A 16,523-nucleotide genomic window follows, 5' to 3' on the forward strand; every position below is an offset into this window, starting at 1 on the left:
TCTGATGGCAGAGAAGCAAATTACTCGCATGATGTGCGACATAATGTCGTGATCATCAGGGGGGGAACGGGACTACTCATCTCAATTAGTAAAACTACCGATTATAAGGTGTGTGGAGGCAGATAGATTGTGAATTCAGTTTCGTGCTGTAATAGAACACTGTGAATGGCTGGTTCTGCACCTTTCGCGACCAACCCCAGTTCTTCGAGAAGTATGAAGCGCGCAGAGGTGATCCTGCCGACGGTTGTCTGCAGCCGGTCATGCCAGATCTGGTAAGTGCCCAGTCGTCCGTCGCGGCGATAATAAAAACCTTTCCGGGGGTGGGTTAAGACAACCAGTCCTGTTTCCAGGTCATCAAAGCCTGCCAGTTCGGTGGGGGGCTGGCCGGTATCCTGAAGTTCGACTTCCGCGTCGGCCCAACTGTCAGTTGTCTGCATGCGATAGCGAGTATAACGGCGTGCTGTCTCGTCGTAGTTACAGTCAAAATGGATCCTGGCGCGGTGCCAGGGAAGTTTCCATAGATGTCGGGGGATGGAAACGGTCCAGGAGTCCAGAGACGTTCCGATGAACCAGGCAACGTGTTCGCCGGTTTGGGTGTCGGTGACGTAAACACGATAGTTCGTCTGGCCGAAACGCCATCTGATCCAGGGAAAGCGGACGAAGCGGAAGTCCTGATCCATGAAGGGCACGACTGAGAGCAGTGCCCTCTCCTGCCCATCGACTTCCACCAGGTCGAGTTGGAAGCGGGGATGGATCAACGGACGAAGTAATGCCGGATCGATCAGACAGGTGATGATGGCGAAGTGCGCGAGCGTGGTTTCGACATCAATACCACGAGCAGGCTGGCGTGCGAGGAGTTCATCGTTGAAGGTGAGTTTGTCCATCGGAAAAGTCTGAAGACAAGGGGTGTGATGTAGCCGGGTCCGGGTATTGTGTGATCTTTACGGTTGCGAAATTGATGCCGGTTGGTACCTGTGGGGGGTATGTCACTCTCCCTTATCTTGCTCTGCATTTGATTTTGATTTGGGGAGATTCAGAAACAGCAGGAGCATCAGTCCCACGGCCAGGGTACCTACGCGGAACAGGAGTTGGGTCGTGTTACTGGAGGGACCTTTCATGAACAGGTAGCCGCTCATGAAAATCATCATCAGGGGAATAAAGAGGCGATAGTTAACGGGCTGCTGAGGATCGCTCATGACTGGTCCTGAGAATAGATGACGGGATTCAGAAAGGACAATGAATGTTATTCTGGTCGTAGAATGTTCAGTTGTCAACAGGCTTGCCTTGAGTGCGTAATTCTTAAGTTGTCAGATATCATCGCGTCGATTCCCTGGGTTGCTCGTACTTGGTGAAAAATCGGAATCAAATAAGTGATCACTGCGTAAGTATGTCGCGGTGTGGCTTTATTGATTCCAAAACTCGAGATCTATCTAAGAGGTAGTCGTTACTCAGGCTATCATGACAGTCTCAATGTGTCCTCTGTTTGATTTGTCTGTTTAAGCGGCATTTTGAGTGAATGCGAAAACGTACTCGGAATCGATGTGGTGACTCGATGCTAATACCGATCCTGTATTGACAATCTGATTCTGAGACATAAACTCCAGTCGCGGTAAGTGTATCGGAACGGATTCCCTTCAAGCTCACTGATAGCGAGAAAGCCGACAAGACGTCGCCGCTTACCTCGCTCGTCACAGGTCAGTGATCCGAAGAAACGATACGGAGTCGAAACCAGAAGGTTCGATTTCGATCAGGAAAGGAACCCAAGAATGCTCGTACTATCGAGACGTCCCGATCAGAAGATCGTGTTTCCCTCCATCGGTGTCACGATCAATGTGCTCAAGGTCCGAGGCGGAGTTGCCAAAATCGGCATTGATGCCCCGCGTGAACTGGAGATCTTGCGAGAAGAAGTCGCTACAAATCAAGGAAGCGCGACCTCGTCTGCTGACCGACCTTCCATGCTTGTCAATAAAAGTCAGCATGATCTGCGAAACCGGTTGAACACGGCGCGGCTGGCAGTCTATCTGGCCCAGTTACAGATTCATCAGGGTGATAACGCTGAGGCGGCTAAAACACTGGAAACCGTGGTGGAAGGCTTTAAAGAAGCCGAGAAAATCATGGCGGCGCAACGCTCACCCCAGAAATTGCGTGCCCTGCTGGTAGATGATGATCGCAACGAACGCGAGCTATTAGCGTCCTGTCTGAAATCGTTTGGCTATGATGTTGAGACCGCCGGCGATGGCGTTGAGGCACTCGAATACCTGCAGGAACACCAACTGCCGGATGTGGTTTTGCTGGATATGGCGATGCCTGTCTGCGATGGTCCCCTGGCGGTACGTCACATCCGCGAAACTCCCTGGATGCGAAACCTGAAAGTATTCGGCGTCAGTGGCGCTGATCCTCGTGAAGCCGGCGTAGCCATCGGTCCCGAAGGTGTGGATGGCTGGTTCAAGAAGCCGCTGGATCCCGCACGCATGATCGGGCAGATTCGCCAGGAAACGTTTGGTTCCATCACCACTGTTTAATCGTCCGATTGCTTCAGTAAGGACAACAGTCGGTCCAGATCCAGTGGTTTGACCAGGTACTCATCGAACCCCGCCTCTTTTGCACGCTCGATGTCTTCGGGTTGACCATAGCCCGTCAGCGCGATCAGAAACAGGTCGCTTCCCTGTTCGGATCGTAGGGTGCGGGCAACTTCATTACCGTTGAGTTCGGGGAGACCCAGGTCGATCACCGCTGCATCGGGATCGGTATTTCGAATGAGCTGGAGACCTGTTTTACCGTTCTCCGCGGTACTCACGTCGAAACCTTCCATACTCAGCAAGGCATTCAGCATTTCGCGGTTATCCTGCTGGTCTTCGATGACGACGACACTGCGGATCTGCTTCCGTGCCTGTTTATGATGAGAGTGGTTGGGGGCTTTGCCATTCCCTTCTGAAGCTTTGGGTTTGCCGTTGCCTCCATTGGATGATGCATCAATCTGGCTGAGATCCTGTTGCTCCAGCAATGGCAGGCGAATCGAGAAGACACTGCCCCGATTGATGCCTTTGCTTTTGACCTGGATGTCACCATCGTGCCCATCGATGATGAATTTGACCAGGGAGAGGCCGACGCCCATGCCGCCATCCTGATCGTCATGAGTACGATGCGACTGGACGAACGGTTCAAAGATGGTTTCCATCATCTCGGTCGAGATCCCTTTACCGTTATCTTTTAATTCCAGAACGGCGCCGTCCGGCTCCCTGCGGACATTCATCCGAATGACATCGCCCCGAAATGAGTATTTAACTGCATTGTCGAGTAAATTCACGACGACCTGCCTTAAGCGGTCTTCATCCCCATAGAGGTTCAGCGGATCGTCTGTGATATTCAGTTCCAGTTCCTGGTCCTGCTGCTTGATGGAAGGCAGCATTGAATCGATGGCTTCCTGCAGGGGATCATGCAGATCAAATTTCTTCTTGCGGAGTTCCAGTTTGTCCTGGGTCATGCGCGAAATATTCAGCAGGTCATCCAGCAGGCGTGCCATGTGAGCGGCCTGTCTCTGGATGACGGTAACCGCTTTCTGCGATTCTTCAGTTTCGCTGATGCGGTTGTTCAATAATCGAGACGCACTGAAGACGGCACTGATGGGGTTGCGCAGTTCGTGGGACAGCATGGCCAGGAACTGCTCGCGATTTTTGACAGCCGCGGCCAGTGAGTCCTGTGTCCGTTTCAGAGTATTAATGTCGATGAGAGTCAGTACAACGCCCTTCAGATCCCGCTTAGAGCGGTAAGGCAGGACGCGGAGATACATCCAGCGTCCCTCATCATCCTGGACTTCTTCTTCGATCGCTTCTCCTGTATGCAATACATTTCGAATCTCTTTGATTAAACCGGGGCGGTCAATGTGATGGGCGAAGCTGTCGATGCAGCGGCCCATGTCGTGCGACATCAGTTTGAAAATGGGCCCAATCTGAGGCGTAAATTTCCGAATGCAGAGGTTTTCGTCCAGGAAGACGGTCGCGACATCGGTACTTTCCATCAGACTGTCCAGGTCGGAGGTCATATCCGTCAGGTCATTGATCTTGTTCTGATACTCAGCATTAACGGTATAGAGTTCTTCGTTGACCGAATGGAGCTCTTCGTTTGTGCTCTGTAACTCTTCGTTCGAGGCAATCAATTCTTCGTTCGCTGCCTGCAGCTCTTCGTTGGATGTCTCCAGCTCTTCGACAGTGGCCTGCAGGCTTTCCTTGGTGTGCTGCAGTTCGGTTTCCAGAGTCTTGATGCGTTCCCGGGCGATGCGCTCTGAACTGAAATCTTTCATATGAGTGTCTGTTTTGCGGCCGGTATCCGAATTTCCTTCACTCATCGGTTCAAACATGATCAACAGCTGCTGCTGCGAGGCGTGTTTGTTTTCGACAGGCTCGATGGAGACACGATACAGGCCCTCTGCATTTCCGGAGTCGACGCGCATACCGCTATAACAGACGGGGACCTGATCTTTGCTGATGCTCTGCATGGCTGCCAGCAGCGCCGTACGGAGATCGTCTGTGAACAGATCGAGCGCATCTTTACTCGGACGGCCTTTGCGGATCTTCATGAATTTCTCCGCGTCGCCGAATACGTGCAGCAGTTCGCGTGATTCGTCAATCAGGACGGCAGCCGGCATATGATGCGCGAGGACCCAGTCGTAGGCGCCCAGCAGGCTGATATCCATCAGTTCGCGTTTCTTGGTGGCGGGCTGCCTGGTTTCTTCAACTTTTGTCGAGGTCAGGCTGGTATGGGTCAACGGGCCCCGGATATCCGCGGGCAGACGGATATCACGGCGTTTGTGGTATAGCTTCCAGTGTCCATCAATCACTTCGAATTCATCCGCCAGTTCCCCGGGGGATTCACTGGGTCCCAGCATGAGAATACCGTTGGCTTTGAGGCCAAAATGGAACAGGGACAGAGCCCGTTTCTGCGCCCGGTTCTGGAAGTAGATCAGCAGGTTGCGGCAGGATATGAGATCCAGCTTCGTAAAGGGAGCATCTTTTAACACGTTATGGGGCGCGAAGACGATCATTTTACGCAGGTCCGGATCGACAGAGTAACCCTTCTGTGTTTTATTGAAGTAGCGTTTCAGACGTCTGTCGGAAACTTCCTTGAAGGCGTCTTCTTCATAGTTACCCGCACTGGCAAACTCGAGTGAGGCTTTATGTGCATCGGTGGCAAAGATCTTGATGTTGATGGGGCGGTTGCGTTCTTCGAGCTGTTCATGAAATAGAATCGCGATGGAATAAGCTTCCTCCCCGGTTGCGCAGGCTGCGATCCAGATGCGGATTTCTTCTTCAGGGGGGATGCTGTCAAGCAGATTGGGAATGATCTTCTTTTCCAGAATCGAGAACGCTTCCGGATCGCGGAAGAAACGGGTGACGCCGATCAGCAGGTCCATGTAAAGCGAATTCAGTTCCTGGGAATTCTCCCGCAGCTGTTCTGCATAGTCATTAATCGAATCGACCTGCTGCATCAGTAGACGACGCTGGATTCTCCGGCCGACGGTGCTGGACTTGTAATGGGAAAAATCGATGCCGTATTCCTGGTTCAGGAGCCCGAAGATCAGTTCGACTCCTTCGTCCAGCGGCTTTTCCTCAACCTGATTGGAAGTCAGGGAGTTACTGTGAAAGGTGATATGCTTCTCAATGGCACCGGCTATTTCTCGCGGTTTCAGGACCAGATCCACCAGTCCCGTTTCTCGTGCCGACTGGGGCATTCCATCAAATTTTGCGGTTTCATTACTCTCACAGATTACAAGTCCGCCTGCGTCGTGAACGTCACGAATGCCACGCGAACCATCACTGCCACTGCCCGAGAGCACGACCGCGATCGACCGGGAGCCTGCTTCTTGAGCCAGTGAGCGGAAAAAATAATCAATGGGCAGCGTCAGGGTTTCTTTGGGATCTTTATCTCGCAGACGAAAGCGTCCATCGGAGAGGATCGCCTCTTTCTTAGGAGGGATCAGAAAAATCCGATTGGGAGAGATCGGCAGTCCATCTTCCGACTGTTGGATGGGGATATCAGTCCGTCGCGCCAGGAGCTCATCCATGACGCTTTTGAAATCGGGGGACAGGTGCTGCACCACGACAAATGCGATGCCGCTGTCGACGGGAACCTTGGCGAACAGCTCTTCCAGGGATTCCAGTCCACCTGCTGACGCACCGACGCCGACGATCGGAAAACTGCTCGGTTCATCGTCCTCATCTGAATTACGATTGGTTTCACCCAGCTTAGCCTTATCGCTGTTCATCGTTGAATGTCCTTTTCTCAGATTGCGCTGCATCAGCCTGCGATCATTTTGACGCGCTTACAAACTTCTCTGTTTGCCACTCCCAAAAGCGAACGGCATGCCAGTCATGATCACAGAGTGTCGTTCGTGTCGTAAGTGACTGCTGAGTAATGATATGCGATGAAAGGTGATAGGCAGTAAACCAGCAAAAGAGGCAATGAAATGGCTGCCAATCGATCAGTACGGCGGCTGATAATACGGCTTTGTGTAGCCTGTTCATCAGAATGTGCAGTCCTGATTAAGACCGCGGATCCCGCAGGAAGAGCCAGAGGAAAATCGAGAACAGGCCGAGCAGCCCCAGGCCGAGATGCAGGGATGCGACACTGATCGAACCTGCGAGCGCATTGCCGGTGGTGAGTGGCCAGAAGGGATGCATGTCGGCGTGCATCAGGCTGTCGAGGAAGACATGAGAGACTCCGCCGATCAAACCGGCGATGAGAGACTGTAGCAGCAGCCGTGTCCGGGATGTTTGCGCGAGACGCTGTTTCCAGCGTGAGGTTGGGGGCATGAGTCGGGCCAGAAAAAGTATGAGTCCCCACATCAGCAGACCAGCCACGAGTCCTGCGGCGCTGCCTCCCAGGTAGGTATGCAGACTGCGGTGGAGAGGCAGCTCATTGCGGCTCATATAGTAGAGCACTTCCACATCAATCAGCACGTTGGCCGCCATAAAGGAGGTCAGCCAGAATGAACGGGGACCGCAGACTTTGGTGAGCAGGCCGGGACTGAAATGAAACGGGGTGAGCGGAATGAGTGATCCTCCATGCTGAAATATTTCTGGCCGGAATCATAGTCGGATGAGCGCGAATCTGTCTATCGCTGTTTGGACGTGTCTGAGGGATGTGGACTGGAAATAATTCTTGAATGCCGGTTTGCACGGACTATGATGGAGAATGTAAGACTGTGCCCAAATGAATCGGCGACGCTGCAAGAGACAGGCTATTGGCCTGGTACCCCCTGCTGCGGAGGTGGGGTACGCAACTGGCTGGGGTCGGGCTCGACTGTGACCAGCAGGAAGTTGTACCACACATTATCTTCCGGCTCGCCTCTGGTAATTCGCTGATAACACCAGCGCATGGGATTGATCACCGGCTGTCCGGCCTCCTCAGTGAGTTGAAGTGTGACCGCTTCTGTTTCGGGATCAAATTTCCATTCACTCGGCTTGACTGTTTTAATCACCTCACCAATATAGGCTCCCCAGAGATAGCTCCGCGCAGACGGCGTGATCGAGCGGTCCGCGTTTGGATCCTGAAGATAGCGTTCCCGCGATTTGGCCAGAATCTGTTCTACCTTCTCAACAGATTCCGGAGAGTAATCCAGGTCGACCTGAAATACGTCTTGCGCTAACCGGACTGCCCGTTCTGCCTCTTGTTCCATATGACCGGAAGCTCCCAGCCGATCGATTTCCGGCAGACTGACATAGTAATGGCTCAACTGCACGCAGCCGGCGACTCCCAGAATAATGAGCAGGATGATTACATAAATTCTGAGATTACTTTTGGGAGAACTGGTCGTTTCGGGGGCTGTTTCGTTCATGAGTTCGCTTGATCTGCAGAGGGAAGGATTCGCACTGGGGCTTATTTTACGCTACACAGCAGGCAGGGAGAATATCGACAGGTCGAAATAGAGCAGATGTTGAAAGATCCGCTGCAGCGAACAGCAATTGACAGGCTCCCCTGCTCTTTTAAGATAGCGGGATGGCTGTATTCGCAAACATCATCTTTCTGTTGATCTTATTCACGATCGGATTTGCAATCATTGCGCTGATTTTGATGGGGGCGTTATATCTGTTGCATGTTCGCCATAAATGGCGGTGGCTGCTGGGGGCGTTTGTGATTTACTGCAGTGCCCTGGGAATCTGGCACTACGCGTTATCACGTCCAGCCGCCGTCTTTGAACGGCAGTTTGGCTTTGCCCCACCAGCTGATGTCCGCGAGTTGCAGTCTTCTACATGGATCCTGGGGGATGCGGGACATATCCGGCTGTCGTTTAATGGGAGCCGTGAGACGGTGCAGCAGATTCTGAAACGTGGTCTCCAGCGGCAGGAGGATATGGGATTTCTGGAACGTTATCATCGCGAGTTTTCAGAATACTTCGTGCACGAACGGGAAGAGCTGACCTACAACAGTGAAACGGGACATGTGGAATTTACCTGGCAGGGCATTGATTAAAAAGTAAGTTTCAATCAGCGTTGTTTTTTCCTGCCGAACCAGCGACCGATGAGGGCGTAGCGATACCAGCGGAAGTATTTGGGAAGCCAGCGGAAGAGCTGGAAGCGGGATTCGCCGGCGTCGCGGTCTTTCCAGGTGGTGGGAATCTCGCCGATCTGTTCGCCGCGGACAAAGGCCTTGGCGGTCAACTCCAGGGCGATTTCGAAGCCCTGCTCGCTTTCGATCTGCAGTTCATTGACCAGGGCGGCGTCATACAGACGGAAATTATTGGTCGCGTCGTGGGTGGGGAAGCCGACCAGGTAATAGAGGGAGAGCCCTGCCAGGCGGCTGAGCGTGCGTTTGAGCAGCGGACCGCCGAGTTGTTTGCCCCCCTGCATATAACGTGAGGCGCAGACGATGCGATAGCCAGAATGATAAAGCTCGAGCATGGGGGCGACATCGTTCAGGTCGTCGGAGAGGTCGGCCATGATGACCAGGGCCGGTCCGTTGTCTGCTGCCTGGAAGCCCGCCCGGATCGCATTCGCGGGTCCCCTGCCCAGTTCGTTTTTGACCAGTGAGAGATAGGGACGCGTGGTCGCCAGTTCGCGGGCCACCGGAACCGTGGTGTCTTCGTCAAAGTCGTAGACAACCAAGACGCGGAAAGGTTGCGGCAGCCGCTGGTCGATGGCATCGATCAGGCGGGGGAAGTTTTCGTCCTCGTTATAGACGGGGACGATGACCGAGAGAGGAGTGGCTGCCTGCTCCATCAGATGGTTCCGCGTGCAATCTGTTCTTTAATCCAGGGGATGACCTCGTCCAGCATCTGATCCAGAGTGGTGTCGGCGGTGAAGCCGAGCATGTCTTTTGCTTTCTCAACTGCGGGAGAGCGATACTGCACATCGTGTGGGAATGGCTGTTCGCTTTGATAGCGGAAAGGCTTATCGGGCCCATGAATTTTCTGCCAGATCGTCTCGGCCAGTTCGAGGACCGTCGTCGCCTGGGGGGTGGAGAGGTTGAAGTCTTCGTTGAGGGCCTGGGGATGTTCGACACAGAGCCGGATGCCCCGGGCGAGGTCTCCGCCGTAGGTGTAGTGACGGACCTGCGAGCCGTCGCCGAGAATCTGCAGCGGGTCCTGCCCTTTCATGATTTTCTGAACGAGGTCGGGGACGACATGGCTTAAGGCGAGTTCGATATCACCCGATTTGACATCTTCATCGGTGACTGCCCGGCGTTCACCAATGCCGACGCAGTTAAAGGGGCGGGCAATTGTGTAAGGCAGACCGTATTGCTGATGTGCTCCCTGGGCATAATACTCCACGGCGAGTTTTTGAAAACCGTAGGTCGATTCGGGAGGCGGGCAGGTGCGCTGGTCCCCTTCCTGGCTGGGAAACTGCTGCGCACATTCAAAGACCATCGACGAGGAAATGACGGTGATTTTCTGCAGTTGTCCTTCGCGATGGGCGGCGAGAGCCGCGTCGAAGGCGGCCGCTGTGATGCGTTCGTTTTCTGCGAGCAGGTCGTAGGCGAATTTGTGGAAGTAGGAAATACCGCCGATCATCGCGGCGCCGGCGATGAAGTGATCGCAGTCCTTGAGCAGCCGACTGAGCAGGTCGATGTCTTTGGCATCGGCCTGCAGGAATTCGTAGCGGGGATGTCCCTGGTGAGCGGGACTCAATTCGCCGTACTTGGAGAAATTGTCCAGACCGACGACATCGTAGCCGGCCTCCAGCAGTTCTCCGACGACATAACTGCCTATAAACCCGGCGGCGCCGGTAATCAGAACTTTCATGGCTCCTGCCTTGTTGTGAATCCAAATACGTCAATCAGGGGTTTGGTAGTCTGTAAACTGCGATACTCGTCGTGACAGGCCCCGAGGATCAGAATGTCTGACTCCTGTTGAATGGTTTCGAGCGAAACAAAATCGGAACTGTCGATGAAGGGATCGGTACAAAGCACCCGCCGGCATTCCAGCGTCAGCACTTTTCTGAGTTTGTACGATAAAGAACTCCGAGGATCATCGCAATTCCCCTTGAAGCCCATTCCCAGAATCCCGACCGTCAAGCCGGTCAGGTCGTGAATTTTCTTGAGTCGTTCCACAATGAACCCGGGGAGTCCCTCGTTGACCGCCATCGCAGTCTGACCGAGGGTGAGCAGGTTGTGATTGAAAGAAGCCAGCTGCATGGTGTCTTTGAGCAGACAGGGACCGCCGGCAAACCCGGCGCGGGCAAAGCCGTTCATCCGGGGGTATTTGTAGGTGATCGCATGATAGATGCGGTCGAAGTCGGCTTCGTAACGCTGGGCCAGCATGTAGAACTGATTTGAGATCGCGAAGTTAATGTAGCGATAGGAATTGGTAAACAGCTTACCCAGTTCGGCTTCGACAGGAGAAAGCTCGATGACTTCCTGACCGAAATCGGAGAAGAAACTGGCCGCCCGCTGTGCTGCCTGCGGGGTACAGCCGCTGACTAACTGGGGGAGTTGTGTCAGTTCCAGCAGTGCCCGGCCCTGGGCAATCCGTTCGGGGCAATAAGAGACATCGATCTGCAGGTCACGTTCGGCGACGAGTCGCCCCAGACGCTGGGTGACTCCGGGGAAGACCGTACTGCGGATGATGAGTAACTGACCGGGGCGGCAGTGCTGGAAGACATCTTCCATCACCTGATCGAAGGCTCTGAGACTGGGGTCGAGATATTCGTCAACCGGGGTTCCGATGGTGACGATGATCACATCCTGTTCGGAAAGCGCCGTGAAGCTGGTGGAACAATGCAGGCGACCGGATTCGAGAACTCGGGGCAGAAGCTGGTCGGCGTTGATTTCCTGGAACGGCATCTGGCCGGAGCGGATCGTATCGAGCTGCGTCTCGTTAAGATCGACGAGCGTCACCGTATGTCCGCAGTCACACAAGGCCAGGCCGAAGGGGAGTCCCACATGACCGCCTCCCCCGATAATGGCCACGCGGAGAGGATGTTGCACCTGTGTCGTCTCTGTCTGTTCCTCTTGTGCGTTCAACCGGTGACTCCTGTGCTGGTGGTGATGGTTGTCATTTCTGACTGGTCTGATCGAGGCTCTGTACCGGGCTGTCTTCCGGCACATAAACTTCGACAAAACAGCTGAAGGGATCATCCGGATCTCCCCAGGTTCCCACGAGACGCCCGTTGAACTCTTGACTCACCCCCCTGTCCCGCATGTCATGGCTGACAATGAGGTAATCGTAGGGAAAAGGACGTGCATCAAAGGCGAATTCGCGGTTGTCCCCGAGGAGCGTCTGACGTCCCGTGGCTGCAAAATTGAAGACATAGGCGCGATCGACCGTATAACGGGCGTCTGCAGGTAACTCCTGAATAATCCGACTGATAAATCGAGGTGCATTGTAATTCGCATTCGACCAGTTCGCAATGTGAGCGCCCCAGGTGCGGATCCCCGATCCGGGAAGCATTGCCAGCACAAGACAGGCTGCACCAACCAGTACCGAAAGACGCCAGACGACGCTGCGGTTCCAGAGTGGCGTAGCGAGGCGGCTCAGCCCCCAGCCCAGGCAGAGGAACAGGAGCAAGCCGGGATACGACCAGTAGCCTTTGGTCGGGTGGTGGCCCTGGCAGGCAATGAGCAGGTAAATAGAGGACCAGGTGAGCAGCAGCAGGATACGCTGACGATGGTCCCGGGAGCGCCAGCCCAGCCCGGTGCCGATGACTAATCCTGCGGCCATGAGTGAGAGCTGAATCGTGCCCGCGTGTTCGCGGAGCAACTGAAACTGCGTGGCGAAGTAAGGCCAGGGAAACAGAAGACGGGAGATCAGTCCCGGACCGGAGCGGTCGAGGACGTTGGTGAAAAACTGATAGCGGAACGGTTCGGGGTAAGCCAGTATCAGAGGGAGCCATAAGGCGAAGACCGCGAGGGCGCATACGGTGATCACGGTGCCCCGCAACAGGCGTTGTTGCCAGGTCCCGTTGACGAGCAGTGCCCAGCAGCCGAGCTGAATGCAGTAGACCAGCGCAAAGGGATGCGTGAGCATGCCCAGTCCCAGCAGGAGGCCGACGAGACCCAGGTCGCGGTAGCGTCGTGCGCTAGCATGCCAGCGATACATCATCAGGATTGCCAGCAGTCCCCAGAGGCAGCAGAGCATGTCGGGTCGGGAGATGACAGCGGGGAAATAAAGGAGCCGGGAGAGGCTGAAGAGCCCCGCGGCGATCAGTCCGGCCTGTGGGTCTTTGAATACGCGCACGGCGAGCAGGTACATCAGAATCAGGGTTCCGACCCCAGCCGCGATGGAGACGAGCCGCGTCGTGCTGTAAGTTGGAGGCAGGACGGCGTACAGCGGTGCGGAGACATAAAAGTAAAGTGGCGGAAGTGCGAAGAGCGCTTCGTCTGCCTGATAGAAGGCGCTGCCGGTCTGTCGTTGCGGGGCATAGGGTACGCGGGGGATGCCTGTCTCGAGAATCGTCCAGCCGGGAATGGCGAACCATTCTTCATCCTGCCCCCCTGCCTCGCGGAGTACGAGGGGGACCCGCCAGATCAGAAAGAGGATGACAATCGCGGCGAGGGCCCAGTGACACCAGTGGCTGGTGTGAGAGGTGGTCTGATTCGATTCGGGTTCGGACAAGGTCGGCAGCAGGCTTTCGGTGACGGGACGCGCGGAAGTCGTTTGACAGTTGTTACCGACGATATACGGTTTACCAGATGGGATCAAGTAGATTTCAAGGCTGCGGGATGAAATGGGGGCTGCTTACTGTGGCAGGCATTCCAGAAGACCGAGGACCGCCCAGGTGGTGCCCCAGTAGACGGCAGTTTCTTCGATGCGATCTTTCTTCTTGGCTTTGGTCCCTTTGACCGGCCAGGAGCCATCTTTTTTCTGAGTCGAGATCAGAAACTGCTCCGCCCGTCGGACTGGGTCGGCCTCTAAATCAACGCCCGCTTTGCGGAGGGCGAACAACGCCATACCGGTACCAAGGGCATCGCTGGGATCGCTGGTGAGCCAGCCCCAGCCACCATCATCGTGTTGCAGGCTCTGTAACTGCTGGATCATCTGGTCGCGCTGCTGGTCTTGTTTCTGGCTGGTCGCGAGCAAGAGTTTCATGACGTACCATTCGGTGCTTTTGCCCGGTGCACTCTTGTCGATAAAGGTCTGCGCCTGCTGGATGGTCTTTTGATTTTGAGGATCATCGGCGGCGGTCAGCAAACCGAGCGTGAGCCACATGGTACTGACGGCATCGGTTTCCGGTTTGGGACGCTTCTGAAAGGGAAGTTGCCCGCCTGCTTTCCAGGAGCCGTCGGGCCTCTGATCGACACGCAGCAGACCGATCAGTTTTTTGCGGGTTTCCGGATCTGAGTTGGCTGGCGTAAATGCGAACAATTGCTGGACTACGCCTTCTTTATTAGTCGTCCCCGCGATCTGGCCTTTGTCATTTTTGGACAGCGCCTTGTCATTGGCCCAGTCGGTCCATTCCTGCAGACGGTCGCTGACGGTGAAGCCATGCTGCTTCGCGTTCTGCAGACTCCAGAGCATGGTTCCCACGCGGTGGCAGGACGCACATTTTTTTTCCTCAATCCACCACAGACCCTGATTTTCAATGTAAGGGATGCTGCGCTCTACGGTGGACCGAACTTCGGCGGTGGTGGGCTGGGCGTCTGCGACTGCACCGGTCAGAGCGAGGAGGAGTGAGCTGAAGAGGAACATAGGGGGAGCCTTGAATCAAGTGAAAGCAGTTCAGAGACGAATATGAGGTAGAATATTTTCGCTCTCTATTATAGCAGAGTGGTTCTCGCATTTCAGAGTAAATAAATACCATCAAACTGGATTCTTTAAAAATCACTCTGGTAGAAGTCTCCGATTTTATCAGAATGAACAGTTGGGCAGCGGGTTTTCACATTGCATCAAGCTTATCAGGTATTCAGAAAATGAAATTAATCGGTTACTGGATTGGTTCACTCAAAGACGATCCATATCTGCCTCCCCAGGCTTTTGTGGGGGGAATGGAGTCGGCGGAAAAAGAACAGGCGACTGAGTATCTTGATCGGGGGAAGGTTTACATTCGGTATCGAGGTTATTCATGGTGCCGGTTTAACTGTGGTACTGATGATCTGGAAATGGGGAGCAGTTTACTAACGGATGGTGAATGGGTTTGGCCACAAGGATTATCACACTATGTTCGCTGTCATGATGTCCGGCTACCAGAGGATTTTATCGAGCATGTGAAACAGAACCAGACGAATGATTTCTGTACGTTAGATGTGGATGCCCTGTTGAAGCGACCAGAAACAATTGAATCTGATGCTGAGTGGATCAACTGGTGCCACGAGAATGTTCCTGCTTCATATATAAAGAAACTGGAACGTTACAGAATTGCTGCTAAGCGTGCCTACGAAGAGTTAAGAGAAGCCCATTTTCTCGATTTGGAGACAGAAGTGGAGCTGTCGACTGAAATCTGTCGCTATCAGGGGTGCACAAATCTGGCGATGAAAGAAAAGTATTTTTGTGTCCGGTGTGCCACAAGATGGGGAGGTCGAAATGCAGGTGAAGAGGCATGGTCGCAGAAATTCAGCGAGTTTCTCGATGAACTAAAATCCTGAATCGTAATTCCGAAATACAGGGAATCCCCTGTTGGTTTCATAGCGGACGGCATGATAGTTTGGGGCATGTCCATAAGGAGGGAGCGTAGGTCGATGCTGGTTTCAGGGGATATCGTGAGAGCTGAGGTCCTCGCTGTGCGCGTATTCGGTATGTTTTGTGTGTATGACAGGCAGGAGATCCAGGTGCTCATCCCGGAGATTTCCTGGATCGCCTCTTTTAATTCGTGTGAGCAGTTTGCATCTGTGGGTGATCAGTTACGAGTTAGGATCATTCATGTTGATGCGGCAGGCGGTCGGATTGCAGGTACGATTAAAGGAATGTATGCGAACCCCTGGGAGTCCAATCAGTTCGAAGTGGGAACAGTCTTTTCGTCAAAAGTGATGCGTCATGTCGATCAGGCAGATCGATGCGATGGACAGTCTGGCTATCTGGTTGAACTGATGCCAGGGGCATATGCGATGTTATGCTCGCAAAATAGTTCAATCACACCAGGTGAGCGTTGTTCCGTCATCGTGAACGTAGTCAATCGGCGGCAACATGCAGTGCGTATCTCTCTGGTATCTCCGAACCAAAAAGCCTGTTAAGAAACGGTGAAGCACCGCGCGTGCGACTGGAAGCCCGGATGCGTGACGATTAAGCTTTTGATTCCCTTATCATTCAGGTTCTTCAAAGGTTTGCGTCAATGGGTTTCAGCCGATTGTTTTGCGTTGTGCTGCTGGTTATCAGTTGTAGCTTCACATCATTGAAGGCAGATGAGAAGACGCATGCGCCTCTGTTTCAGGCACATGCCCATAATGATTATGAGCATGCTCGACCATTGCACGATGCGCTGGAGCATGGGTTCTGGTCTGTGGAAGCGGACATTTACCTGGTGGATGGTGAACTGCTGGTGGCCCACGATCGGCCCGATGTAAAGCCGGAACGGACGCTGCGGAAACTCTACCTGGATCCGCTGCAGGCTTATTTCCTCAAACAGCCTTTCCCGAAGGATGGGAAGACGCCCCCCTTCACTCTGCTGGTGGATATTAAAACGGATGGTGCGGCGGTTTACCCCATATTACAACAGCAACTGGAAGACTATGCCGCGCTGCTTTGTCGGGTTGAAGACGGGAAATCGATTCCGGGGGCAGTGCAAATTGTGATTTCGGGAGACCGGCCGAAGAGACTGATTGCCGCCGCCAACCCGCGGTATATGGGGATTGACGGGCGGTTGAGTGATCTGGGCTCGAAGCAGCCGGCGGAACTGATGCCGCTGATCAGCGATCGCTGGACGTCCCATTTCAAATATCGCGGTAAAGGAAGCATGTCTGAGGCGGAACGGACCAAACTGCGGACAATTGTGAAGCAGGCCCATGCCGCGGGGCGGCGGGTACGGTTCTGGGCAACGCCGGAGTCAGAAGCCGTCTGGCGGGAACTGGTGGCCGCGGATGTGGATCACATTAACACGGATCAACTGGAACGGCTGAGTGCGTTTCTTAAGAGGCAGACCGATTAGCTGGTTGCTGGT

The 16,523-nt window shown here is 54.1% G+C and carries 15 protein-coding genes; 5 read left to right on the forward strand and 10 right to left on the reverse strand.

Annotated features, from left to right (window positions below; all coding sequences use genetic code 11):
- Positions 1–101: 101 nt before the first annotated feature.
- Both RID21_RS15500 and RID21_RS15505 read right to left on the reverse strand, forming a co-directional pair.
- Positions 102–884, reverse strand: coding sequence for a DUF2071 domain-containing protein (locus RID21_RS15500; RefSeq protein ID WP_350190335.1), 783 nt, complete (start codon positions 882–884; stop codon positions 102–104).
- Positions 885–986: 102 nt separating this feature from the next.
- On the reverse strand, positions 987–1,196 hold the full coding sequence (locus tag RID21_RS15505) for a hypothetical protein (protein WP_350190337.1): 210 nt from the start codon (positions 1,194–1,196) through the stop codon (positions 987–989).
- Between the two features lie 570 nt (positions 1,197–1,766).
- Between RID21_RS15505 and RID21_RS15510 the strand changes: the two genes are divergently transcribed.
- Complete coding sequence (locus RID21_RS15510) at positions 1,767–2,522, forward strand: response regulator (protein WP_350190339.1); 756 nt, start codon at positions 1,767–1,769, stop codon at positions 2,520–2,522.
- Here RID21_RS15510 and RID21_RS15515 read toward each other — a convergent pair.
- The 3 genes from RID21_RS15515 to RID21_RS15525 all read right to left on the reverse strand — a co-directional run bounded on the left by RID21_RS15515 (position 2,519) and on the right by RID21_RS15525 (position 7,834).
- On the reverse strand, positions 2,519–6,262 hold the full coding sequence (locus tag RID21_RS15515; RefSeq protein WP_350190341.1) for a chemotaxis protein CheB: 3,744 nt from the start codon (positions 6,260–6,262) through the stop codon (positions 2,519–2,521). The two genes, RID21_RS15510 and RID21_RS15515, sit on opposite strands and share 4 nt — an antisense overlap.
- 277 nt (positions 6,263–6,539) lie before the next feature.
- A complete protein-coding gene (locus tag RID21_RS15520; protein ID WP_350190952.1) occupies positions 6,540–7,073 on the reverse strand; it encodes a DUF4184 family protein in 534 nt (177 codons plus the stop codon).
- A 164-nt stretch (positions 7,074–7,237) separates the two neighbouring features.
- Positions 7,238–7,834 (reverse strand): hypothetical protein, encoded by a 597-nt coding sequence (locus RID21_RS15525; RefSeq protein WP_350190343.1) that lies wholly within the window; start codon positions 7,832–7,834, stop codon positions 7,238–7,240.
- A gap of 161 nt (positions 7,835–7,995) precedes the next feature.
- Between RID21_RS15525 and RID21_RS15530 the strand changes: the two genes are divergently transcribed.
- A complete protein-coding gene (locus RID21_RS15530) occupies positions 7,996–8,469 on the forward strand; it encodes a hypothetical protein (protein WP_350190345.1) in 474 nt (157 codons plus the stop codon).
- Positions 8,470–8,483: 14 nt separating this feature from the next.
- On the opposite strand, the gene RID21_RS15535 is transcribed toward RID21_RS15530, so the two are convergent.
- From RID21_RS15535 to RID21_RS15555, 5 genes are read right to left on the reverse strand one after another with little or no spacing between them, the layout of a single operon-like run.
- Positions 8,484–9,215, reverse strand: a complete 732-nt coding sequence (locus RID21_RS15535; protein WP_350190347.1) for a glycosyltransferase — start codon at positions 9,213–9,215, stop codon at positions 8,484–8,486.
- Positions 9,215–10,237 (reverse strand): NAD-dependent epimerase/dehydratase family protein, encoded by a 1,023-nt coding sequence (locus RID21_RS15540; RefSeq protein ID WP_145184679.1) that lies wholly within the window; start codon positions 10,235–10,237, stop codon positions 9,215–9,217. The genes RID21_RS15535 and RID21_RS15540 overlap by 1 nt, the downstream gene beginning before the upstream one ends.
- The gene (locus tag RID21_RS15545; RefSeq protein ID WP_350190349.1) at positions 10,234–11,457 is read right to left on the reverse strand and encodes a nucleotide sugar dehydrogenase; all 1,224 of its coding nucleotides are present in this window, start codon (positions 11,455–11,457) and stop codon (positions 10,234–10,236) included. The genes RID21_RS15540 and RID21_RS15545 overlap by 4 nt, the downstream gene beginning before the upstream one ends.
- Before the next feature lie 31 nt (positions 11,458–11,488).
- Positions 11,489–13,135 carry a glycosyltransferase family 39 protein gene (locus RID21_RS15550; protein ID WP_350190351.1) on the reverse strand — a complete coding sequence of 549 codons (1,647 nt, stop codon included), beginning with the start codon at positions 13,133–13,135 and terminating at the stop codon, positions 11,489–11,491.
- 36 nt (positions 13,136–13,171) lie between these two features.
- A complete protein-coding gene (locus RID21_RS15555; RefSeq protein ID WP_350190353.1) occupies positions 13,172–14,122 on the reverse strand; it encodes a prenyltransferase/squalene oxidase repeat-containing protein in 951 nt (316 codons plus the stop codon).
- Between the two features lie 164 nt (positions 14,123–14,286).
- On the opposite strand from RID21_RS15555, the gene RID21_RS15560 reads away from it, so the two are divergent.
- From RID21_RS15560 to RID21_RS15570, 3 genes are all read left to right on the forward strand, one after another.
- The gene (locus RID21_RS15560; RefSeq protein WP_350190355.1) at positions 14,287–15,015 is read left to right on the forward strand and encodes a hypothetical protein; all 729 of its coding nucleotides are present in this window, start codon (positions 14,287–14,289) and stop codon (positions 15,013–15,015) included.
- A 93-nt stretch (positions 15,016–15,108) separates the two neighbouring features.
- Positions 15,109–15,600: a S1 RNA-binding domain-containing protein gene (locus tag RID21_RS15565; RefSeq protein WP_350190357.1), complete on the forward strand. Its 492-nt coding sequence runs from the start codon at positions 15,109–15,111 to the stop codon at positions 15,598–15,600.
- Positions 15,601–15,698: 98 nt separating this feature from the next.
- Positions 15,699–16,511: a phosphatidylinositol-specific phospholipase C/glycerophosphodiester phosphodiesterase family protein gene (locus RID21_RS15570; protein WP_350190359.1), complete on the forward strand. Its 813-nt coding sequence runs from the start codon at positions 15,699–15,701 to the stop codon at positions 16,509–16,511.
- The last annotated feature ends 12 nt before the right edge of the window (positions 16,512–16,523 follow it).

It is taken from the genome of Gimesia sp., from assembly GCF_040219335.1.
GTDB lineage: Bacteria > Planctomycetota > Planctomycetia > Planctomycetales > Planctomycetaceae > Gimesia.